General features: G+C 61.7%; 16 protein-coding genes. 11 read left to right on the top strand and 5 right to left on the bottom strand.

The features are described from left to right. Positions 1 to 87: 87 nt before the first annotated feature. A complete protein-coding gene (locus tag Aeroheme_RS06175; protein ID WP_106886193.1) occupies positions 88 to 516 on the bottom strand; it encodes a GNAT family N-acetyltransferase in 429 nt (142 codons plus the stop codon). Between the two features lie 180 nt (positions 517 to 696). Here Aeroheme_RS06175 and rdgC point away from each other — a divergent pair, with 180 nt between their 5' ends. Next, positions 697 to 1,608: a recombination-associated protein RdgC gene (gene rdgC, locus Aeroheme_RS06170; protein WP_411166882.1), complete on the top strand. Its 912-nt coding sequence runs from the start codon at positions 697 to 699 to the stop codon at positions 1,606 to 1,608. A gap of 84 nt (positions 1,609 to 1,692) precedes the next feature. On the opposite strand, the gene Aeroheme_RS06165 is transcribed toward rdgC, so the two are convergent. Continuing rightward, entirely contained in the window at positions 1,693 to 2,307 is a 615-nt protein-coding gene (locus Aeroheme_RS06165; protein WP_411166881.1) for a GDSL-type esterase/lipase family protein, read from the bottom strand. Between the two features lie 115 nt (positions 2,308 to 2,422). On the opposite strand from Aeroheme_RS06165, the gene ggt reads away from it, so the two are divergent. After that, entirely contained in the window at positions 2,423 to 4,204 is a 1,782-nt protein-coding gene (gene ggt / locus Aeroheme_RS06160) for a gamma-glutamyltransferase (protein ID WP_411166880.1), read from the top strand. A gap of 361 nt (positions 4,205 to 4,565) precedes the next feature. Further along, positions 4,566 to 6,197 carry a YbaL family putative K(+) efflux transporter gene (gene ybaL, locus Aeroheme_RS06155; RefSeq protein ID WP_411166879.1) on the top strand — a complete coding sequence of 544 codons (1,632 nt, stop codon included), beginning with the start codon at positions 4,566 to 4,568 and terminating at the stop codon, positions 6,195 to 6,197. Positions 6,198 to 6,331: 134 nt separating this feature from the next. Here the strand turns inward: ybaL and Aeroheme_RS06150 are convergent, their stop codons facing one another. Next, positions 6,332 to 7,633, bottom strand: coding sequence for a sigma-54-dependent transcriptional regulator (locus Aeroheme_RS06150; RefSeq protein ID WP_106886188.1), 1,302 nt, complete (start codon positions 7,631 to 7,633; stop codon positions 6,332 to 6,334). Positions 7,634 to 8,002: 369 nt separating this feature from the next. On the opposite strand from Aeroheme_RS06150, the gene Aeroheme_RS06145 reads away from it, so the two are divergent. The 5 genes from Aeroheme_RS06145 to Aeroheme_RS06125 all read left to right on the top strand — a co-directional run bounded on the left by Aeroheme_RS06145 (position 8,003) and on the right by Aeroheme_RS06125 (position 12,421). After that, positions 8,003 to 8,581, top strand: a complete 579-nt coding sequence (locus Aeroheme_RS06145) for a hypothetical protein (protein WP_411166878.1) — start codon at positions 8,003 to 8,005, stop codon at positions 8,579 to 8,581. An 87-nt stretch (positions 8,582 to 8,668) separates the two neighbouring features. Then, positions 8,669 to 9,766, top strand: coding sequence for a hypothetical protein (locus tag Aeroheme_RS06140; RefSeq protein ID WP_290027665.1), 1,098 nt, complete (start codon positions 8,669 to 8,671; stop codon positions 9,764 to 9,766). Positions 9,767 to 9,820: 54 nt separating this feature from the next. Continuing rightward, complete coding sequence (locus Aeroheme_RS06135; protein ID WP_106886187.1) at positions 9,821 to 10,498, top strand: C39 family peptidase; 678 nt, start codon at positions 9,821 to 9,823, stop codon at positions 10,496 to 10,498. 7 nt (positions 10,499 to 10,505) lie between these two features. Beyond that, positions 10,506 to 11,165, top strand: coding sequence for a hypothetical protein (locus Aeroheme_RS06130; protein WP_139744216.1), 660 nt, complete (start codon positions 10,506 to 10,508; stop codon positions 11,163 to 11,165). A 62-nt stretch (positions 11,166 to 11,227) separates the two neighbouring features. Next, a complete protein-coding gene (locus tag Aeroheme_RS06125) occupies positions 11,228 to 12,421 on the top strand; it encodes a transporter (RefSeq protein ID WP_411166877.1) in 1,194 nt (397 codons plus the stop codon). A 460-nt stretch (positions 12,422 to 12,881) separates the two neighbouring features. On the opposite strand, the gene Aeroheme_RS06120 is transcribed toward Aeroheme_RS06125, so the two are convergent. Together Aeroheme_RS06120 and puuR are read right to left on the bottom strand one after the other, a co-directional pair. After that, a complete protein-coding gene (locus Aeroheme_RS06120) occupies positions 12,882 to 14,159 on the bottom strand; it encodes an NAD(P)/FAD-dependent oxidoreductase (RefSeq protein WP_411166876.1) in 1,278 nt (425 codons plus the stop codon). Between the two features lie 49 nt (positions 14,160 to 14,208). Beyond that, the gene (gene puuR, locus Aeroheme_RS06115) at positions 14,209 to 14,820 is read right to left on the bottom strand and encodes an HTH-type transcriptional regulator PuuR (protein ID WP_106886183.1); all 612 of its coding nucleotides are present in this window, start codon (positions 14,818 to 14,820) and stop codon (positions 14,209 to 14,211) included. A 309-nt stretch (positions 14,821 to 15,129) separates the two neighbouring features. On the opposite strand from puuR, the gene Aeroheme_RS06110 reads away from it, so the two are divergent. The 3 genes from Aeroheme_RS06110 to Aeroheme_RS06100 all read left to right on the top strand — a co-directional run bounded on the left by Aeroheme_RS06110 (position 15,130) and on the right by Aeroheme_RS06100 (position 19,711). After that, positions 15,130 to 16,593, top strand: a complete 1,464-nt coding sequence (locus Aeroheme_RS06110) for an NAD-dependent succinate-semialdehyde dehydrogenase (RefSeq protein ID WP_411166875.1) — start codon at positions 15,130 to 15,132, stop codon at positions 16,591 to 16,593. 232 nt (positions 16,594 to 16,825) lie between these two features. Next, entirely contained in the window at positions 16,826 to 18,124 is a 1,299-nt protein-coding gene (gabT, locus tag Aeroheme_RS06105) for a 4-aminobutyrate--2-oxoglutarate transaminase (RefSeq protein ID WP_411166874.1), read from the top strand. Positions 18,125 to 18,331: 207 nt separating this feature from the next. Beyond that, a complete protein-coding gene (locus Aeroheme_RS06100; protein WP_394294542.1) occupies positions 18,332 to 19,711 on the top strand; it encodes an APC family permease in 1,380 nt (459 codons plus the stop codon). Positions 19,712 to 19,756: the final 45 nt, after the last annotated feature.

The raw sequence follows: 19,756 nt of genomic DNA, 5'->3' as shown, positions 1-19,756 counted from the left end.
AGAGGGGGGGTGCCAGTGGTACCCGATGAGGACAAGATGAGGATACGCCCCTCTTTTTTCAAGCAAAACAGGCTGGTGACGTCAGATTCAGACGGCTTGGAAATGCATCTGGTACTGGGGATGACCGGTCAGGGGATCCGAGACCTCACCCCCTATCCTGAACCCGTGGCGGCGATAGAAGCGCACCGCCGGCTCGTTTTCCACGAAGACCCGGGTATGGAGCGCACCCACCTGTTGCTTGGCCTCCTGCAGCAGGGCATGACCGACCCCGCGCCCCTGGCGGTCGGGTCGCACGAAGAGGGCGGCCAGGTAGTCATCCACCAGGGCCATGAAACCGAGCAGCTCCCCGCGCTCTTCAAACACCCAGATGCGGGCGTGGTCGAGGTAGCGGGTACGCAGCTCCTCCTGAGCCTGCCACCAGCAGGAAGCGTCAACGAAATCATGAGCCTGCAAGGATGCCAGCAGCCAGATCTCGACGATCTCTTCCATGTCTTCCGGCCGGCTCGCTCTCAACATATTCGCATCCTTGTTAACAATTTGAACACTCGCAGTCTAGGGGAGTTCGATGACAAGACGGGCAGTCAAGATGAGGCCATGTGAAGTCGATCGCCCTTTATTTAGCGAGAATGATTGGCTGATCACAAAGCGCCTCTCTAGTACAATGCCCGCCGGACAATCTATGAGACCGAGGACGCCATGTGGTTTAAAAACCTGCAGATTTATCGCTTTACCCGCCCCTTTGACCTGACCGTGGATCAGCTGGAAACCCAGCTCGAGGCCTGTGCCTTCACCCCGTGCGGCAGTCAGGACATCTCCCGGTTCGGGTGGGTCAAGCCCCTCGGTAAATTCGGCGCCACCCTGACTCACAGCGCCTCTGGCCATATCCTGCTCTGCGCCCGCAAGGAAGAGAAGATGCTGCCGGGCACGGTGGTCAAGGAGATGCTGGCGGAGAAGGTGGAAGCGATCGAATTCGAGCAGGGCCGCGCCCTCAAGAAGAAGGAGAAGGAGGCGCTGAAGGAGGAGATCATGCATACCCTGCTGCCCCGCGCCTTCAGCCGCACCAGCCAGACCTTCGCCTGGATCAACCCGGCCGACAACCTGATGGTGGTGGACGCCGGCTCCGCCAAGAAGGCGGACGATCTGCTGGCGCTGCTGCGCAAGAGCATAGGTACCCTGCCCGTGGTGCCGGTGGCCCTCAAGAACCCGCCCGAAATCACCATGACCGAGTGGCTGAACGAGGGCAATCTGCCCGCCAGCTTCACCCTGGAAGACGAGGCCGAGCTGCGCAGTGCCATGGAGCACGGCGGCATCATCCGCTGCAAGCAGCAGGATCTGATGAGCGACGAGATCAAGAATCACCTGGCCAACGACAAGCTGGTGACCAAGCTGGCCCTGAACTGGGGCGAGACCCTGAGCTTCGTGCTGGGGGACGATCTCTCCATCAAGCGCCTGAAATTCAGCGAAGAGCTGCGCGAGCAGAACGACGACGTCACCAGCGAGGATCCCGCCGCCCGCCTGGATGCGGACTTCGCCCTGGTGACCGCCGAGCTGGCCCAGTTCATCCCGGCGCTGTTTGCCGCCCTGGGTGGCGAAGAGCAGTCCCTCTGAGTTGTCCCTTGCCTGTAAAAAAAACCGCCTCGGCGGTTTTTTTTGATCCCGGGCGATCCTGCCGACGCGGCAGGAGCATCGGCCTCAGAACGCGCCGCGGGCCTGCAAAAGCCGGTGAAGCCGCTCGGCCAGGGCGCCATATCCCTGCGCGTTGAAGTGCACGGCGTCGGACTTGAGCCCGGGAGTGCGCAGCAGCTCGCCAATGCTGTCCTCGTCCAGCACCAGTCCGTACTGCTGTGCCAGTTCCCCGTAGAGGGGCGCACCATCGGCAAACAGGGACTTGCGGGGCACGGCCACCAGCAGCACCTGGGCACCGCTGCCCTGCACCGCCTCAATCATGGCGGCGAGATTGGCCTTGAGCGCCACCTCACCACTGCCGCGCAGCATGTCATTGCCTCCCTCCAGCAAGATCACCAGCGCGGGCCTGTGCTCGGCCAGCAGCGCCGGCAAGCGGGCCCTGCCCGCCTGGCTCAGCTCCCCCGACACCCCGCCATTGATGACGGGGTGGCCGCTCAAGCTCGCCAGCACGCTGGGATAGCTCTGGGCCGGACTGACTCCGCGCCCCTCGGTCAGGCTGTCTCCGAACGCCAATATGGTCTCCCCCGCCCCCAGGGGTCTGAACCCCGGCTCGCCACAGGCGGTCAGAAGCAGGCAGAGCAGCCCCGTCACGCAACGCCTCACCAGTCCCTCCTTGTGCATCCTGGGCCCCTCCGTGATATTTTTGTAACCATATGAGTATAAAGACAATCTTTCAATCGGGCTCCAACTGTGCCACATTCCGATGACTGTACAAGAAACCGACAAGGAGCCTGTCATGTCCCTCAAACCCCTCGCCCTGCTGGTGGCCTTCGGCCTGCTCACCGGCTGCGCCCCCCAGAGTGCCTTTCATTATGTCCCCCCTCCCCAGACCCTGACAGCCCCCGAGGCGGCCAGCGGCTGGACCGACAAGCCGGGCTGGCAGGGGCGCGACTTCATGGTGGCCGCGGCCAACCCGCTGGCGGTGGATGCGGGCTACCAGATCGTCAAGGCGGGAGGCAGCGCCGTCGATGCGGCCATCGCCGTCCAGCTGGTACTGACCCTGGTGGAGCCGCAGTCTTCCGGGATCGGCGGCGGCTCCCTCATGCTGGTGTGGGATGGCAAGCAGGTGGCGGCCGTGGATGGCCGGGAGACTGCACCGGCGGCAGCCACGGATCAGCTGTTCATGAAGGATGGCAAGCCGATGGCGTTCTATGACGGTGTGGTGGGCGGTCGCTCGGTCGGCGCCCCCGGTACTGTACGCGCCCTGGCGCTGGCCCACGCCCGCTATGGCAAGCTGCCCTGGGCCAGCCTGTTCGAGCCCGCCATCACGCTCGCCGAGCAGGGCTTTGTGATAAGCCCTCGTCTGGCCACCCTGCTGGCAAAGGATCCCTATCTGGCCAAAGACCCCGAGGCCAGGGCCTACTTCTACCAGGCGGATGGCAGCCCCAAGGCGGCGGGCACCCGGCTCACCAACCCGGCACTGGCCGGGGTACTCAGAACGCTGGCACGGGATGGGGCCGATGCCTTCTATCGAGGGCCCATCGCCGAGGCCATGGTGGCCAAAGTCCATGCCCATCCCACCAACCCCGGGGTGCTGAGCGTCGCGGATCTAGCCAGCTACAGCGCCAGGTTGCGGGACGGCCTCTGCTTTGACTATCGCCAGAGCGAGGTGTGCGGCTTCCCGACCCCCTCCTCGGGCACCCTGACCCTCGGCCAGATCTTCGGCATGCTGGAGAGCCGCGACATGGCGGCCCTCAGGCCGGTGCAGGGGGCTGACGGTCGGCTGGCAGCCTCAAGCGACGCCATCCACCTTTACAGCGAGGCGGCGCGCCTCGCCTTCGCCGACCGCAACCAGTACGTGGCGGACGGCGACTTCGTCGCCGTGCCGGTGCGCGGCATGCTGGACAAGGGCTATCTCGCCGAGCGGGGTCGGCTCATCGGCGCCAAGTCCATGGGCGCAGCCCAACCGGGCACGCCGCCGCGGGCGCTGGCCCGTGGCCAGGATGCCACCCCCGAGCTGCCCTCCACCAGCCACGTCTCCATAGTGGATGGGGACGGCATGGCGGTCTCCATGACCAGCTCCATCGAGGACGGCTTCGGCTCCCGGCTGATGGTCAACGGCTACCTGCTCAACAACCAGCTCACCGATTTTTCCTTCACCTCGGTGGATACCGCCGGTCTGCCGGTGGCCAACCGGGTGGAGCCCGGCAAGCGCCCGCGCTCCTCCATGTCGCCCCTGCTGGTGTTCGACAAGCAGAGCAAGCAGTTGGAGATGAGCCTGGGCTCCCCCGGTGGCTCGGCCATCATCAACTACGTGGGCAAGGCGCTGCTCGGCACCCAGGACTGGGGGCTGAACCTGCAGCAGGCCATAGATCTGCCCAACTTCGGCAGCCGCAACGGCCCCACCGAGCTGGAGCAGGGACGCACGCCCGAGTCCGTTATCCAGGGGCTCAAGGCCAGGGGGCACGAGATAGTGCTCAGCGAGCAGACCTCGGGCTTGCAGGGGGTGCAACGCAATGCCGGTGGCTGGTTTGGCGCCGCAGACCCGAGGCGGGAGGGGGTTGCCAGGGGCGAGTGATCCCCTGGCGCACATCAACGGAGGCGGCCCGGAGGCCGCCTCAATCATCTGGGCTCCCCGGCGAGCCAAAACCCATCAAGGATTGATTACTCCTGCCAATATTTACCGGGAAAGACTTTTTAACCACTCAAAAAACAATGCTTTATATGTGTTTAATGTCAAATTAGATCTTAAACTTGGATAAGTGTTGTTCGAGCCATAAAAATACATTACTTTTCAATGGAAACGGCATCTGTTGCCCCCAAGATATTGTGCTTGATGCGGCCAACTTCTGTCTCTTTCGCCCCCTGCTCATTGACAGCTGCCCTCTTCGCCTCCGGGTGATCTGGTAGCCCCTGACTGCCATTAGCGAGGTGACGACATGGACCACTCACTCCCCCTTATCACAACCCTGGTTGGCGGCTTCGTGCTCGCCTATCTCTTTGGCATGCTGGCTCAACGCCTGCGCATCTCCCCCATGGTGGGTTATCTGGCGGCCGGGGTCGTGTGCGGCCCATTCACCCCCGGCTATGTGGCCGATTTGAGACTCGCCCCCGAATTGGCGGAGATCGGCGTCATTCTGTTGATGTTTGGCGTCGGCCTGCACTTCTCCCTGAAGGATCTGCTCTCGGTCAAACACATCGCCATCCCGGGCGCCATAGTGCAGATCACCCTGGCGACCCTGCTCGGGCTCGGTCTCTCCCAGTTGCTCGGCTGGAGCATCACCGCCGGCCTGGTGTTCGGGCTGGCACTCTCCACCGCCAGCACAGTGGTGCTGCTGCGGGCGCTGGAGAGCCGGGGGCAGCTGGATACCAAGGAGGGGCGCATCGCCATCGGCTGGCTCATCGTCGAGGATCTGGTGATGGTGCTGGCCCTGGTGCTGCTCCCCATACTGGCGAACCTGCAGACCGGAGGCGAGACCCTGACCCTGGCCCATGTGCTCCGGGATCTGGGCTTCACCCTGGCCAAGGTGGCCGCCTTCATCGCACTGATGACCATAGGGGGCCGCCGCCTCATCCCCTGGATGTTGGCCCGCACCGCCGCCACCGGCTCCCGCGAACTCTTTACCCTGGCCGTGCTCTCCTGCTCCCTGGGTATCGCCTTCGGGGCGGTCAAGCTGTTCGGGGTCTCCTTCGCCCTCGGCGCCTTCTTCGCCGGGGTGGTGATGAACAGCTCCCACCTCAGCCACAAGGCCGCCAACGATACCCTGCCACTGCAGGATGCCTTCGCCGTGCTCTTCTTCGTCTCTGTGGGCATGCTGTTTGACCCCACCATCTTGCTGCGCGAGCCGCTGGCGGTGCTGGCAACCATCTTTGTCATCGTCATCGGCAAATCGGTGGCGGCCTTCGCCATAGTGCGCCTGTTTGGCCACAGCGTGCGCACGGCACTGACCATCTCGGCCAGCCTGGCCCAGGTGGGGGAGTTCTCCTTCATCCTGATGGGGCTGGGTACCATGCTCGGTCTGGTGCCCGATGTGGCACGCGATCTGGTGCTGGTGGGCGCCTGCTTCTCCATCATGCTCAATCCACTGGTGTTCAACCAGGTCGAGCGCTGGCTAAGAAGCAAGCCTGAGCCCCGGGTCGAGCCCGGTACTTCCCTCTGTCCCCTGCACGGTCATGTGGTGGTGGTCGGGGCCGACGCCATCGGCAGCCATTTGATTCGGCAACTGCACGAACTAGGAAGGGAAATGGTGGTGATAGACCCGGATGAGCAGTTGCTGGAGCCCTGGCGCGCTCAGGGGATCCGCTGTCTCGCAGGCCACCCCATCCAGAACGACCTGCTCTCGGTGGCGCTCCCCGATGCCAGCTGGTTGCTCATCACCCTGGATGACAGCCTGCTGGCCGGAGAAATCGCCGCTAGAGCCCGTGAGCAGGGAGACCTGCTGCGCATTGCCGCCTGTGGTCACCAGGCGGAAGAGGTGCATCACCTGCTGATCCGCGGTGCCCATCAGGTGGTCCAAAGTGAAGAGGAAGCGGCGCGCCGTCTGTGCCAGCTGGCAACGCACGCCCCCTGACGGCGACATACCCCCTAGCGCATCTGCCGCCAAACCGGTTTGCGCACATTTGCACCAATAAAAAACCGGGCCTATTGCCCGGGCTTGGCACTGAACGGCAGGGGCGAAGGCCGCCATGCCCGCAATGACGGGAACTACAGCAGATCGTGCTTGTCCAGCAGCCGGTAGAGGGTGGCGCGCGAGATGTCCAGGGTGCGCGCCACCTCCTCCAGCTGGTCAGGGAAACGGGCCAGCGTCCGTTGCAGCGCCTGGCGCTCTGCCGCCTCACGCACGGCCTTGAGCGAGCCATCGAGCAACAGGGAGTCCATGTTGGTCAGCTCCATGTCATCGGCCTCGATGAAGGGGCCAGAACTCATGACGGCTGCCCGCTGTACCCGGTTGCGCAGCTCCCTGACATTGCCGGGCCAACCATAGGACTGCATGGCCTGACGCGCCTTGTGGGTAAAACTCAGCATCCTCCCTCCCCGCACTTCTGCCAGGATATCGTCGGCAAGCAGCTGGATGTCCTCCGCCCGTTCGCACAAGGCAGGGGTGCGCAACCGCACCACGTTGAGCCGATAGTAGAGGTCCATGCGAAATCCACCGCTGGCAACCGCCTGCTCCACATCGATATTGGTGGCGGCAATGACCCTCACGTCCACATTCCGAGTCAGATGACTGCCCACGGCCTCTATGCTCTGCTCCTGCAAGAAGCGCAGCAGGGTCGCCTGGTCCTCCAGTGGCAACTCCCCGATCTCGTCGAGGAACAGGGTGCCGCCATCGGCCGCCTCAATCTTGCCTATCTTGCGGCTCTGGGCACCGGTGAAGGCGCCCTTGACGTGGCCGAACAGCTCGGACTGGATCAGCTGATGGGGCATGGCGCCGCAGTTGACGGCCACAAAGGGACTGTCTTCGCCGAAGGTGCTGTAGTGCAGCTCACGAGCCACCAGCTCCTTGCCGGTTCCGCTGGGCCCGGTCACCAGCACGGGCAGGCGACAATGTTGCAGCCGCATGATCTGCTCGCGCAACTGGCGAATGGCGCTGCTCTCACCCTGGATGAAGCGCAGCTGAGCCGGCATCTTGGGGCGATGGCGCCGGATGAGCTGCGCCATTCCCAACGCATGACCCAGGCTGTGGGAAAGTCTTTCCTGATCGAGCGGGAAGGTGTGGAAATCATGGAAACAGGCTGCAAGCAGGTTGCGCAGGGCCTCGCTGGCCAGGCAATCACGCTCGATCAGGCCAATCCACAGGCTGCTGGAGTGTTGGCCAATCAGGGAATACAAGGCGTCATGCTGATCCGGCTTGATGGCCACCAGCACCAGGGGATAAGTCTTTTCCTGCAATTTCTGTTCTGCCACCGCCAGGGAACTTGCCTGCTCCACTTGCCATTCGCTTTTTATCAGCAGGCTTTCCAGCACGGCACATGAATTGATGAGTAACAATGCCGTTTCTGTCATAGGGAAAACTCCTTGTTATAGCCTCTGCATGAGAGAGTCTGACCATTGCTCTTTGAGGCTCACTCCTTCATCTGGCAAGGGCATGGCGTTCATCAAATGACGCCAACTCCAAGTAACCAGACGATGATAACTATAAACCATCCCGCATTTAGACTGATGACACCACAATAATGAGACAGCAAAATTAACGGTGAGAAACAATAAAGTCATTGATAAACAATATGTTGATGGATCATATAAAAGTTCATTATCAAAATTGAGACTTAAACACAAATAGCTCAAATACAAAAACAATACATATCAATAAGTTACTAACTGGCACATTCATTGCTCTCTCTAATAAGCCCTCCTGGCATATGGAGACAGAGCATGAAAACATATATTGCACTGGCAATTATTTCCCTTTCCGCATTCGCACAACAGTCACAAGCAGAGAATCGTGTTGATCTCGGCTCGCAAGCGCTCAGCAATATTCGTGGCGCCATGGGTGTCAATATGGTCGCCGGTAATAACAACCAGCAGGGCAATCTCGCCGCCATAGCGCTATCAGGGCCGGCCATCGTTCAATTTAGCCAGCAGAATCAATCCACTACCAATCTCAATGGCAACCAGAGCGTGGCCATTCTGGGCTCGGCGCTGAGCCAGAGTCAGGGGCTGGTCGGGATCAATCAGGGCGCAGGTGAAGCCAACCAGCAGCTCAATGCCTTCGCCTTGTCGCTGGATGACAGCGGCATCGGCGTGGTGACCGACATCAACCTCAGCACCACTGTTGCAAAGACACCTTCAGGCAAGGTGCCTCCCAACACAACCACCAGTATCTATCTGGATGACAACGCCCTGACGGGCAGTAAAGGCGTCATCCAGGTGAACCAGGTCACGGGACAGGGAAACCAGGCAGTCAACATGGTCTCCCTGCCTCTGGCTGGCGCAGTAACGACATCCCCATGATGTCGCAGGGATCGGAAGCCGAGTCCGGGGGCGTAGGTTCAGCCGATGGGCAAATCTTCCACAGAAAGTTCAATGGAGAGACTCATTATGCGTGGACTTATTTATAGCTCATTAGCCGCTGCGGTTGTCATGGCCATGTCGGGCACCGCCTCCGCCGATTACCGCGGTGACAGGGATGAGACAGGGGCAACCTTGACCAAGAAGGTCAAGGCAGAGGTCGATGTAGAGTACGAAGGCACTGTCCGTGTCGGCGGCTACATCAATGTCAACAAACTCGGCATGGCGGTGGTGGACAACCAGCAATCCAGCTCCATGATCGGCACTGGTAACTCAAGAACAGAAAACACGAGCAAGATTGACGGCTCGTTCAAGGGTGCATCCGGTAACGTCGGCGCCAACGTAGCAGCCGGTGACTCCAACGTACAAGGCAACAGCGCTTCCCTGGCAGCCTATGACGAAGTCGATGCCGAGTTCATCATGGGCCGCGGCCAACAACAAGGCATGCCTGGTGGATCTTCGGATGCCGAGATCTTCTCCACCCAAAGTGCCAGCCAAAACTGGACTACCAACCACGGTCATCAGAACAAGGCCGGGATCGGCGATGGGGCATTCAAGGATGCCGCGGGCAACATAGGTGCCAACGTGACGTCTGGCTCGGGTAACGTTCAGGCCAACAACATGGCGGCCTCGGTGTCCACCGGCAACATGGCCGTGGCCACAGTGGCAAACAGCCAGAGCGTGTCCAAGAACATGACCGAGAACAAGAGCCTGAGCGCCACCAGAACCGTGGACTACAACCCCATCTTCCTCAAGCTCAAAGCCGAGGGTGAGTACGAAGGGACGAGCAAGCAGACCAACAACGTCTATCCGGAAATCTGGAAAGATGGTGATCATCCCAATGGCGGCAGTCTCTGGGGCCACATCGACTATGACAATCAGGACGATGATGGCAGCAAGGACTCCAAGTTCAAGTTCGAGGAAGAGGGTGATATCAAGCTCAGTGGCTATGCAACTGGCTTCATTCCCGTGGTCAATACCTATACCAGCCGCGAAACCTTCAACCGGGCAACCATCGATGGCGGCGCCTTCAACGGTGCCGTGGGCAACATCGGGGTGAACGTGTCGTCAGGCACCAACAACCTGCAAGCGAACAACCTCTCGCTGGCCGCAGGTTTTGCCAAGTAATGCTCTTCAGAGGGGGCCTTTGCGCCCCCTTTTTTCCAGGACATGGAGGTCTCAATGCGCTGGCTACTGCTGTTGTTATTCTGCCCTGCTGCCTGGTCGGCCAATATGCCATTGGGAGAACATCTCCCGGCACTGGGGGATCTCAACAAACCGGTACAGAGCATTCTGGAGCGCCGTTATGCCAATATCGAGCGCCAACATACAGATTTCAGCTGTGGGGCTGCCGCCGTCGCAACCATACTGCGCTACTCCTACGGCCATGTAACCAATGAACGCTGGGTGATGGATGGCATGCTGGCCATGGCAGACCCAGCACAGGTCAAACACTATGGCTTCTCCATGCTCGACATGAAGCAATATTTGCAAATGCTCGGCATGCGCGTCAGAGGGTATCGCCTGGGAGATGAAAAATTGCGGCAGGTGAGAGTACCCACCATAGTGCTGCTCAATATTCGCGGCTATCAGCACTTTGCCGTGCTGCGAGCCATCGATCGCCACGACCGTGTCTATCTGGCAGATCCGGCCCTCGGAAATCGTGTCATTACGTTCCAGGAGTTCAAGGAAAGCTGGAACGGCATACTGCTCGCCGTTATTGGTGCCGGTTATCGCCCGGATGCGCCTCTGGCCAATCCTTCTCCTCCACTCTCAGCCAGAGGAAAAGATGGGCTGTTCGCCCCCGTCAATGAAACATCCTTGCTGGAATTTGGTTTTCAGCACAAAGAGCTAATGTGAGGTCATCATGAATACCCGACCCGCTATATGCCTCATCTGCAGTCTGGGTGGCTTTGCCTGCCCACTGCTGGCCGATTCGGATCCTCTGGCACTGCTGTCAGACCATTTTGCTCCTGAACTGGCCGATGGAGAGCTGGCCCATTTACGCGGTCGCTATGTCAGTACCCACGGGATCAGCTATTTCGGCATCGAGTTCATTTCAACCCTGACGACGGCTCAGGCCCAGCAAACTGCCGCCATGAACCTGGCGCTGAGCGTGGTGCAAAATAAACCCAAACTAGATGTACGCATCAAGGATGAGGTCAAAACAGTAACAACGACGCCCCAGAGTGCCCCCGTACAAGGCGCGGGCTTGGTGCAGGTCGTGCAGTTGGAGGGGAGCGGCAACAGCTCGGTGAACCAGGCGGGTATTACACTGACGGCCCCCGAAATGACGGGGCAGATCGTCTCCGCGGGTAATTACGAGCATCAGGGGAACCTTGGCACTGCCAGTTACCGCGTTTCGGGCAATTATGCCGGGCTGCAACTAAACTCATCCGATGGACGAGTCCGATTGGAACAGAGTCTGAGAGGAACCGATTTCAGTCGAGGTCTGCTGCAACTCAATAGAGTCAGGGGTGACGGTTTGCAGACGCTCAATCAGACCAGGATCTGGCTTTCTCGCTGAGAACAGATGAATCCCATGGACTGAACTATAAAAAGGATAATAAACAACAAGGACGTATCTCGATGAAACAGTCTACCGTGCTGTTGATTGCACTGACCCCTTTCGCCTGCTGGGGCGCGACCGCAGAGGAAGAGGCCCTACAACAACAGCTTGATCAGCTGCGTCAGCAATTGATCCAGCAAAATCAGGCACTCCATCAGTTACAGGCCCGCCTGGAAGCCGTCAAGGCCACCGGTGCGACCGCGGTCGCCGCAGAAGGGGCTACCGCCGCGGCCCCCTCCCAGCCTGACCCGGCTCGCCGGGCCCCCGAAGTCGGTCGCAGTACCGAAGACCTGATGATCGAGCAGCACAACGTGTTTGATCGTGCGTTGACCCTCGATTTTGGCCTCTCTTATCAGCACTACAATCGCAAGGATCTCGCCCTGCGCGGTTTTCTTGCCCTGGACGCCATCTTCCTTGGTGAAATCAATCTGGACAGAGTCCGTTCCGATCAATGGACGGCAGATCTGGTGACCCGTTACACCCTCAATGATCGCTGGCAGCTGGAACTGGCCGTGCCCTATATGTACCGCAACACCAACTACCAGAGCACTGGCAAGGAGAACTCCAGTCGTGAGTTTGAGGAGCAGACCGTCAGCGATGGCGGGCTCGGCGATCTCAGCCTCGCCATCTACTACAGAGTCCTGGCCGAGGATGAAGATTGGCCGGATCTGGTCTGGAACCTGCGGGCCAAGGCGCCGACCGGCAAGGATCCCTACGGGATAGAGATCATGACCTCGGAGTCCGGCAACCTGATGGTCCCCAAGGATCTCGCCACCGGCAACGGGCTCTGGCAGTTGTCCACCGGCTTCTCCCTGGTCAAGACCATGGATCCCGCCATACTGTTCGCCAACCTCAACTATGGTCACAGCCTCAAGCAAGACTTTGACGATGTCTCCTACCAGCCCGGCGATCAGCCAGGCAGCATCCAGCTCGGTGACTGGTATGAATATGGATTGGGGGTCGCGTTTGCACTGAACGAGCGCTTCAGCCTCTCCTTCAACATCAACCAGCGCATCACCCTCGAATCCAGCCAGGGAGCCGAAGGCTTTGACATGGAGAAGGTCACCGGCTCCGATGCCAACGCCGCCAGTTTCGGCATGGGGTCAACCTGGGCCATTACGGACAAGCTCTCCATGGCGGTCAACTGGTCGGCAGGGCTCACCACGGATGCGCCCGACTACAGCATAGGGCTGCGCTTCCCCTATAGATTCTGAGACCGGCGAGTCGATGCAGCCTGAGCGGGCTGATGATGGCCCCACACAATTGAGGTTGGTCCAGATTGTTCACCCAGGACAGAGGGAGGCATGATGCCTCCCTCTGTCGTTTCATCAGCCTCCTGGCTGCCAGCGACCACCTGTGGGCAGCCGCGTCCCCGTGAAAAGAGTGCCTGGGGCGCCCTCGTACTCAACGCACCTCAACCTAAAAGGGAGTGGCTTCCCCCTATTCGGCCGCCGTATCACCAGAAGCGCACATCCTTCACCATTCGGCAGTCATGACGCCATAGTGCGATCATCGTTTATGAGCGACCCCAGTTTTTCTTGCAGGGTAAGCGGCTCCTCTGCGGTACAAGGGATGGCTTGCCACTCCCCCTATGCGGCCGCCGTATCACCAGAAGCCAGCGCCCTTCACCATTTGGCCGTCATGACACCATAACGCGAACGGCGTATATGGGCGTCACACCCCCAACCTGTCTCGCAGGGTATACCAGGCGGCCCCGGCGGCGGTGAAGGGGATGCGGAACAGACGCCCGCCCGGGAAGGGGTAGTGTGGCAGCTTGGCAAAGGCGTCGAAGCGCTCCGCCTGGCCACTCAACACTTCCGAGAGCAGCTTGCCCGCCAGATGGGTACAGGTCACGCCGTGGCCGCTGTAACCCTGCATGTAGTAAATGTTGTGACCGATACGGCCAAACTGTGGCAGGCGCGACAGGGTCAAGAGGAAGTTGCCGGTCCAGGTGTACTCCACCTTGACGTCCGCCAGCTGGGGGAAGGTCTTCTGCATCTTGGGGATGATCAGCCGCTCTATGTCTGCCGGATCCCGCGCTCCATAGACAACGCCGCCGCCGTAGATCAGCCGGTGATCCCCTGTGGTCCTGTAGTAGTCGAGCAGGTAGTTGCAATCTTCCAGGCAGTAGTTCTGCGGCAGCAAGGCGCGGGCCCGCTCCTCCCCCAGCACCTCGGTGGCGATGACTTGCGTGCCGCACGGCATGCTCTTGCTCGCCAGCTCAGGCACCAGGTTGCCGAGATAGGCGTTGCCGGCCACCACCACGAAGCGCGCCTTCACCGCCCCCTTGGCCGTCTTCACCAGGGCAATCTGGCCCGGAGTGATGCTGGTGACGGCGGATTGCTCGAAGATGCGACCACCCAGGGTGCGGATGGCTTCCGCCTCCCCCAGCGCCAGGTTGAGGGGGTGGATATGGCCGCCGCGCTTGTCCAGCAGGGCGCCGATGTAGCGATCGCTTGCCACCACCTCGCGCACCCCTTCGGCATCGAGCAGCTCCAGCTGATCGTTGCCCCACTTCTGCCAGCGGGCATGCTGTGCCTTGAGTTCGTGGAGCTGCTTCTGGGTCTCGGCGGCAAAGACCCCCCCCTGCTGCAGATCGCACTGGATGTTGTAGCGCTGGATCCGCTCGCGGATGATGTCTCCCCCCTCAAACAACATGGAGCCGAGCAGCCTGGCCTGATCCGGCGGGCAGTTCGCTTCTATGGTGTCGATGTCACGGCTGTAGGAGTTGACTATCTGGCCGCCGTTGCGGCCGCTGGCGCCAAACCCCACCCTGGCCGCCTCCAGCACCACCACCTTGTAGCCCTTCTCCACCAGGTGCAGGGCGCTGGAGAGGCCGGTATACCCGGCCCCTATGACACAGACGTCGCACTCAAGCTGCTCGGTGAGCATCGGGTAGGAGGCGTGCTGGTTGGCACTGGCTGCGTAGTAACTCTTTACATGTTCGGTCATGATCCCTGCTTCCTTACCGGTTCGTTTCCAATATTCGCGCTGTTCAATGTCAAAAGCTGGCGGGGGTGTGGGCGCTGACGATGCGGCAGACCTGCCCCGACGGATTGCTGAAGCTGTGGGGCTCGCCGGTGTCGATCACATAGCTGTCCCCGGCGCACAGCTGATAGGTCTGCCCGGCCAGGCTCAGCACGACAGAGCCCTCCAGCACTGTGCCCACCTCCTCCCCCAGGTGCTTGACCTGGCCCCCGGTGTCCGTGCCTGGGGCATAGGTCTCCAGCATGAAGCCGAGCTGGCGACGATTGTTGCCGTTGTGCACCAGCTTCATGGAGACCCCCTGGCTGCCCAGCTCGATGAGCTGCTCCGCCCTGATCACCACGCTCGGCGCACGCGCCTCCTCCTCGGCGAAGAAGCGGGAAAGCGGCAGCTCGTAGACGCTGAGCAGCTTCTGCAACGAGGCGACCGAGGGGCTCACCTTGTTCTGCTCTATCATGCAGATGGCACCGTGAGTCAGGCCGCTCAGCTCGGCGGCCCGGCGCTGGGAGAGCCCGAGGCGACGGCGAAGGAGGGCGAGCCGCTCCCCCATGGTTTTATCCATCCCTTTGTCAGACAAGGGGTTATCCGTCATGGTCTGCCACTGGACCTCACCTTGTGGTTGCTGCATCCCCACCTCCTTGTATGGCTATTCGAATACCTTGTGGCGGCTGGTTAAAATAATGCGTCAATCCCGGCACCCTGTTCGCTATCCTGCACAGCCGAGAGCGTTCATTATTTTGCACACCTCACCGAATGAGAAACGCTAGAATCGTCCTGAGAGCCCCATTTCTAGCATGCACCGTACCATTCACTCAAATATATTTAACACTTGAAAAACATTTCGGCTCACTTTATGGTCGTTACGTGCTTATTATTCTATACGGTGGCACCACGGGATGAGTTGGCCACCCAGACCCACAATCGAGGCTTCCTATCTATGTCAGCATCACAACCCGCACTCTCCTTGATCAAGTCCCTTGCCTATATAGATGGCCGCTGGTGCGAGGCCCATGGCGGACAAAGTTTCGAGGTCCTGAACCCGGCGACCGGCCAGCTCATCACCCAGGTACCCGACATGGACGAGGCGGACACCCGGCTCGCCATCGCGGCGGCTCACAATGCCCAGCCCGCCTGGGCCGCCCTCACCGCCAAGGAGCGCGGCAGCCGGCTCCACGCCTGGTTCGAACTCATCATGGCCAACCAGGATGAACTGGCCCGCATCATGACCTGCGAGCAGGGCAAACCGCTCGCCGAGGCTAAGGGCGAGGTGGCCTACGGCGCCAGCTTCATCCAGTGGTTCGCGGAAGAGGGCAAGCGCGCCTATGGCCGCACCATTCCCGGCTTCTCCGGCGACCGGCGCCTGGCCACCATCAAGCAGCCGGTGGGCGTGGTCGCCGCCATCACCCCATGGAACTTCCCCATCGCCATGATCACCCGCAAGGCGGGCCCTGCACTCGCCGCCGGTTGCACCATAGTCATCAAGCCCGCCGCCGAGACGCCCCTGTGCGCGCTGGCGCTGGCAGCCCTGGCCGAGCAGGCGGGCATTCCCGCCGGGGTCATCAACATAGTCACCTCTCATCAGGCGGCGGCCGTGGGCAATGAGCTGTGCAGCAACAAGAGGGTGCGCAAGCTCTCCTTCACCGGCTCCACCCGCATCGGCAAGCTGCTGATGCGCCAGTGCGCCGACACCATGAAGCGGCTCTCTCTGGAGCTGGGTGGCAACGCCCCCTTCATCGTGTTTGACGATGCCGATCTCGACGCCGCCGTGGCCGGGGCGCTCGCCTCCAAATACCGCAACGCCGGCCAGACCTGCGTCTGTGCCAACCGCATCCTGGTGCAGGCCAGCGTCCATGACGCCTTCGCCGAGAAGCTGGCCGCTGCGGTACGTGGCTTCAAGGTGGGGGATGGCATGGGTGAAGGCACCCAGATCGGCCCCCTCATCAATGCCGCCGCCGCCGACAAGGTCGCCTCCCTGGTCAGCCAGGCCGAGGCCGCCGGGGCCAGTGTGCTGGTGGGGGGGCAAGCCCATCCCGCCGGCCCGCTCTTCTACCACCCCACCATCCTGACCGGCGTGACCCGGGACAACCCCATACTGCAGGAGGAGATCTTCGGCCCGGTGGCGCCGCTGGTGCGCTTCGAGACCGAGGCCGAGGCCATCGCCATCGCCAACGACACCCCTTATGGCCTGGCTGCCTACTTCTATGGTCGCGACATTGCCCGGGTGTGGCGGGTGGCCGAGCAGCTGGAATACGGCATGGTGGGCATCAACGAGGGGATCATCTCGACCGAGCTGGCCCCCTTTGGCGGCATCAAGGAGTCGGGACTGGGTCGGGAAGGGGCGGCAGAGGGGCTGGAGGAGTACCTCGAGACCAAATACCTCTGCTTTGGCGGCATCCGTTGATGCCCATGGCCCGCAGAGGCATCGCTGAAAAAGATGTCTCTGACACCAGTCCATCGTTTTTATAGATAGACATGGGCGCCAGCTCGGCCTCACGAGAGCCTCGACGGCGCCCTGCGGTACGCCACCCGCGCCCCGCACCAGACATGCCGCCCTGCCAGATGGCAGTGCGCGGTTCAATCGATGAGCAGATTGCACAGGAATATCAGGGGCCCATGCCCCTCAGGGAGGAAAGATGAGTCAGTCAGAACAGCATTCAAACCAGGCGTGGCAAGCGCGCCGCGAAGCGGCCGTGGTACAGGGCGTCGGCACCCTGCTGCCGGTCTTCATCGACCGGGCGAAAAACGCCGAGCTGTGGGACGTGGAGGGCAACCGCTACATCGACTTTGCCTCCGGCATCGCCGTGCTCAACACCGGCCACAACCACCCCAAGGTGGTCGCCGCCGTGCGCGAGCAGCTCGAGAAGTTCAGCCACACCTGCTTCCAGGTCACCCCCTACCCGGGCTATATCGAGCTTGCCGAGAAGCTCAACGCCCTGGTGCCGGGCCCCACCCCCAAGCGTACCCTCTTCCTCTCCACCGGCGCCGAGGCGGTGGAGAACGCCATCAAGATAGCCCGCGCCCACACCGGTCGCAGCGGCACCATCGCCTTCAAGGGCGGCTTCCACGGCCGCACCATGATGGGGATGGCGCTCACCGGCAAGGTAGTGCCCTACAAGACCGGCTTCGGCCCCTTCCCGGGGGAGGTCTATCACCTGCCCTTCCCGGCCGACTACCTGGGGGTGAGCGAGGCCGACGCCCTGGGGGCGCTGGATCTCTGCTTCAGCGCCGACATCGAGCCGGCCCGGGTGGCCGCCATCATCATAGAGCCGGTGCAGGGTGAGGGGGGCTTCTATGTCGCCTCCCCGAGCTTCCTGCAAGCCTTGCGCAAGATCTGCGATCAGCACGGCATACTGCTCATCTGCGACGAGATCCAGACAGGTTTCTGTCGCACCGGCAAGACCTTCGCCACCGAATACAGCGGCGTCGAGCCGGACATCATGACGCTGGCCAAGAGTCTGGCTGGCGGCTTCCCGCTCTCCGCCGTGGTGGGCAAGAGCGATGTGATGAACGCCGCCAAGCCCGGTGGCCTGGGGGGCACCTATGCGGGCTCCCCCATCGCCTGCGCCGCCGCCCTGGCGGTGCTGGAGGTCATCGAGGAGGAGCGCCTGAACCAGCAGGCCCTGGTGCAGGGGGAGCAGATCAAGGCGCGCCTGCACCAGCTGGCGGAGCGATTTGACAGCATAGGCAACATCCGCGGCCCCGGCGCCATGGTGGCCATGGAGCTGGTCAAGGGACGCGATGCCACCCAACCGGATCCGGATCTCACCAAACGGCTGGTGGCAGAGGCAGGCAAACGGGGCCTGGTGCTGCTGGCCTGCGGCGTGCGTGCCAACGTCATCCGCTTCCTCGCCCCCCTCACCGCCTCCCCGGCGCTGATCGACGAGGGACTCGACCTGCTGGAGCAGGCGCTGGCCGCCGCCAGTCAGGGTTAGTGCCCGCGTTTCTCGCTGGCACGAACAATATCGTCAGATAACGACAGGCCGTCCATCGCGGATGGCCTGCTTATACGGTATCATCTCGCCCCCAAAAATGATGGCAGGAGCACTTGGCTCCCTCTGTGACCAGTCACCCTGTCATGGGGCCCTATCCCTGCCCGGCAGGCGGGCCCTTCACCACTGCATTCTTAGGAGACAGGCCCCATGGCCCCACGCCCCGCGCGACTGAAACAAACCCTGACCCTGTGGCAAGTGGTCGTGATGGGCCTGGCCTACATGACCCCCATGGTGGTGTTCGATACCTTCGGCATCGTCACCGACATCACCCAGGGTCATGTCACCACCGCCTACCTGCTGGCCCTGGTCGGGGTGCTGTTCACCGCCTCCAGCTACAGCAAGATGGTGCGTCACTACCCGATCGCGGGCTCGGCCTACACCTATGCCCAGCGGGAGTTCTCCCCGGTGGTGGGCTTCATGGTGGGCTGGTCCTCCCTGCTCGACTACATCTTCCTGCCGATGATCAACATGCTGCTGGCCAAGATCTATCTGAGCGCCCTCTTCCCCGGCGTCGAGCCCTGGATCTTCATCCTCGGCATGACGGTGCTGATGACCGCCATCAACCTGCGCGGCATCGATCTGGTGGCTAACCTCAACGGCCTCATCATCTTCATCCAGGTGGCCATCATGCTGGTCTTCCTCGGCCTGATCGCTCATGGGGTCTATCAGGGGGAAGGGGTCGGCACCCTCAGCCTGCAGCCCATCTACAGCAGCAGCACAGAGATCTTGCCGCTGCTGACCGGGGCCACCATCCTCTGCTTCTCCTTCCTCGGCTTCGACAGCCTGAGCGCCCTCTCCGAGGAGACCCCGGAGGCCGGCAAGGTGATCCCCAGAGCCATCATCCTGACCGCCCTGCTTGGCGGCCTCATCTTCGTGGTGGTGGCCTATGCCCTGCAGCTCTACTTCCCGGATGCCTCCCGCTTCAAGGCGCCGGACGCCGTGCTGCCGGAGATCGCCCTCTATGTCGGCGGCAAGCTGTTCCAGAGCGTGGTGCTGGTCTGCGCCTGCGTGGCTGTGCTGGCCTCGGGGCTCTCCTCCCACGCCGGGGTCTCCCGCATCCTCTACGTGATGGGACGGGACAAGGTGCTGCCCCAGCGCACCTTTGGCTATATCCATCCCAAGTGGCGCACCCCGGTGTTCAACATACTGCTGGTGGGCCTGCTGGCCTTGTCGGCCATCAGCTTCGATCTGGAGATCGCCCTGGCGCTGATCAACTTCGGCGCCCTGGTGGCCTTCACCGTGGTCAACCTGTCGGTGATCTCCTGCTACTACCTGCGTCAGGGGCGCAACAAAACCTGGCAGGATCGCCTGCAATACCTGGTGCTGCCCCTGCTCGGAGCCGGGACAGTGGCCATACTCTGGCTCAACCTGGAGCAGACCTCCCTGATGCTGGGGCTGATCTGGGCCGCCATCGGCGGGATTTACCTGTTTTTGCGCACCACTGTCTGGCGCGTCTCGCTGCCGAGCCAACCGGCGCAAAGCCTTGCCAGCAGCGGGCTGGCCCCCCTGCCGTCGACACCGGAATAGGCGCGGTTTATTGATGTAAACCCTGTCCTTGTGCATTCTCTTGTC

Source organism: Aeromonas sp. DSM 116730 (assembly GCF_046581335.1).
GTDB lineage: Bacteria > Pseudomonadota > Gammaproteobacteria > Enterobacterales > Aeromonadaceae > Aeromonas > Aeromonas rivipollensis.
The sequence above is the reverse complement of the archived record's forward strand: the minus strand, read 5'-3'. Positions and strand labels throughout refer to the sequence as shown.

Excerpts from the sequence above, each read along its gene's own strand:
- Aeroheme_RS06125 (WP_411166877.1), top strand. The coding sequence starts at position 11,228 with ATGAAACAGTCTACCGTGCTGTTGATTGCACTGACCCCTTTCGCCTGC.
- puuR (WP_106886183.1), bottom strand. The coding sequence starts at position 14,820 with ATGCAGCAACCACAAGGTGAGGTCCAGTGGCAGACCATGACGGATAAC.
- Aeroheme_RS06165 (WP_411166881.1), bottom strand. The coding sequence starts at position 2,307 with ATGCACAAGGAGGGACTGGTGAGGCGTTGCGTGACGGGGCTGCTCTGC.
- Aeroheme_RS06130 (WP_139744216.1), top strand. The coding sequence starts at position 10,506 with ATGAATACCCGACCCGCTATATGCCTCATCTGCAGTCTGGGTGGCTTT.
- ybaL (WP_411166879.1), top strand. The coding sequence starts at position 4,566 with ATGGACCACTCACTCCCCCTTATCACAACCCTGGTTGGCGGCTTCGTG.
- Aeroheme_RS06110 (WP_411166875.1), top strand. The coding sequence starts at position 15,130 with ATGTCAGCATCACAACCCGCACTCTCCTTGATCAAGTCCCTTGCCTAT.
- Aeroheme_RS06120 (WP_411166876.1), bottom strand. The coding sequence starts at position 14,159 with ATGACCGAACATGTAAAGAGTTACTACGCAGCCAGTGCCAACCAGCAC.
- Aeroheme_RS06100 (WP_394294542.1), top strand. The coding sequence starts at position 18,332 with ATGGCCCCACGCCCCGCGCGACTGAAACAAACCCTGACCCTGTGGCAA.
- ggt (WP_411166880.1), top strand. The coding sequence starts at position 2,423 with ATGTCCCTCAAACCCCTCGCCCTGCTGGTGGCCTTCGGCCTGCTCACC.
- Aeroheme_RS06150 (WP_106886188.1), bottom strand. The coding sequence starts at position 7,633 with ATGACAGAAACGGCATTGTTACTCATCAATTCATGTGCCGTGCTGGAA.
- Aeroheme_RS06145 (WP_411166878.1), top strand. The coding sequence starts at position 8,003 with ATGAAAACATATATTGCACTGGCAATTATTTCCCTTTCCGCATTCGCA.
- Aeroheme_RS06175 (WP_106886193.1), bottom strand. The coding sequence starts at position 516 with ATGTTGAGAGCGAGCCGGCCGGAAGACATGGAAGAGATCGTCGAGATC.
- gabT (WP_411166874.1), top strand. The coding sequence starts at position 16,826 with ATGAGTCAGTCAGAACAGCATTCAAACCAGGCGTGGCAAGCGCGCCGC.
- rdgC (WP_411166882.1), top strand. The coding sequence starts at position 697 with ATGTGGTTTAAAAACCTGCAGATTTATCGCTTTACCCGCCCCTTTGAC.
- Aeroheme_RS06135 (WP_106886187.1), top strand. The coding sequence starts at position 9,821 with ATGCGCTGGCTACTGCTGTTGTTATTCTGCCCTGCTGCCTGGTCGGCC.
- Aeroheme_RS06140 (WP_290027665.1), top strand. The coding sequence starts at position 8,669 with ATGCGTGGACTTATTTATAGCTCATTAGCCGCTGCGGTTGTCATGGCC.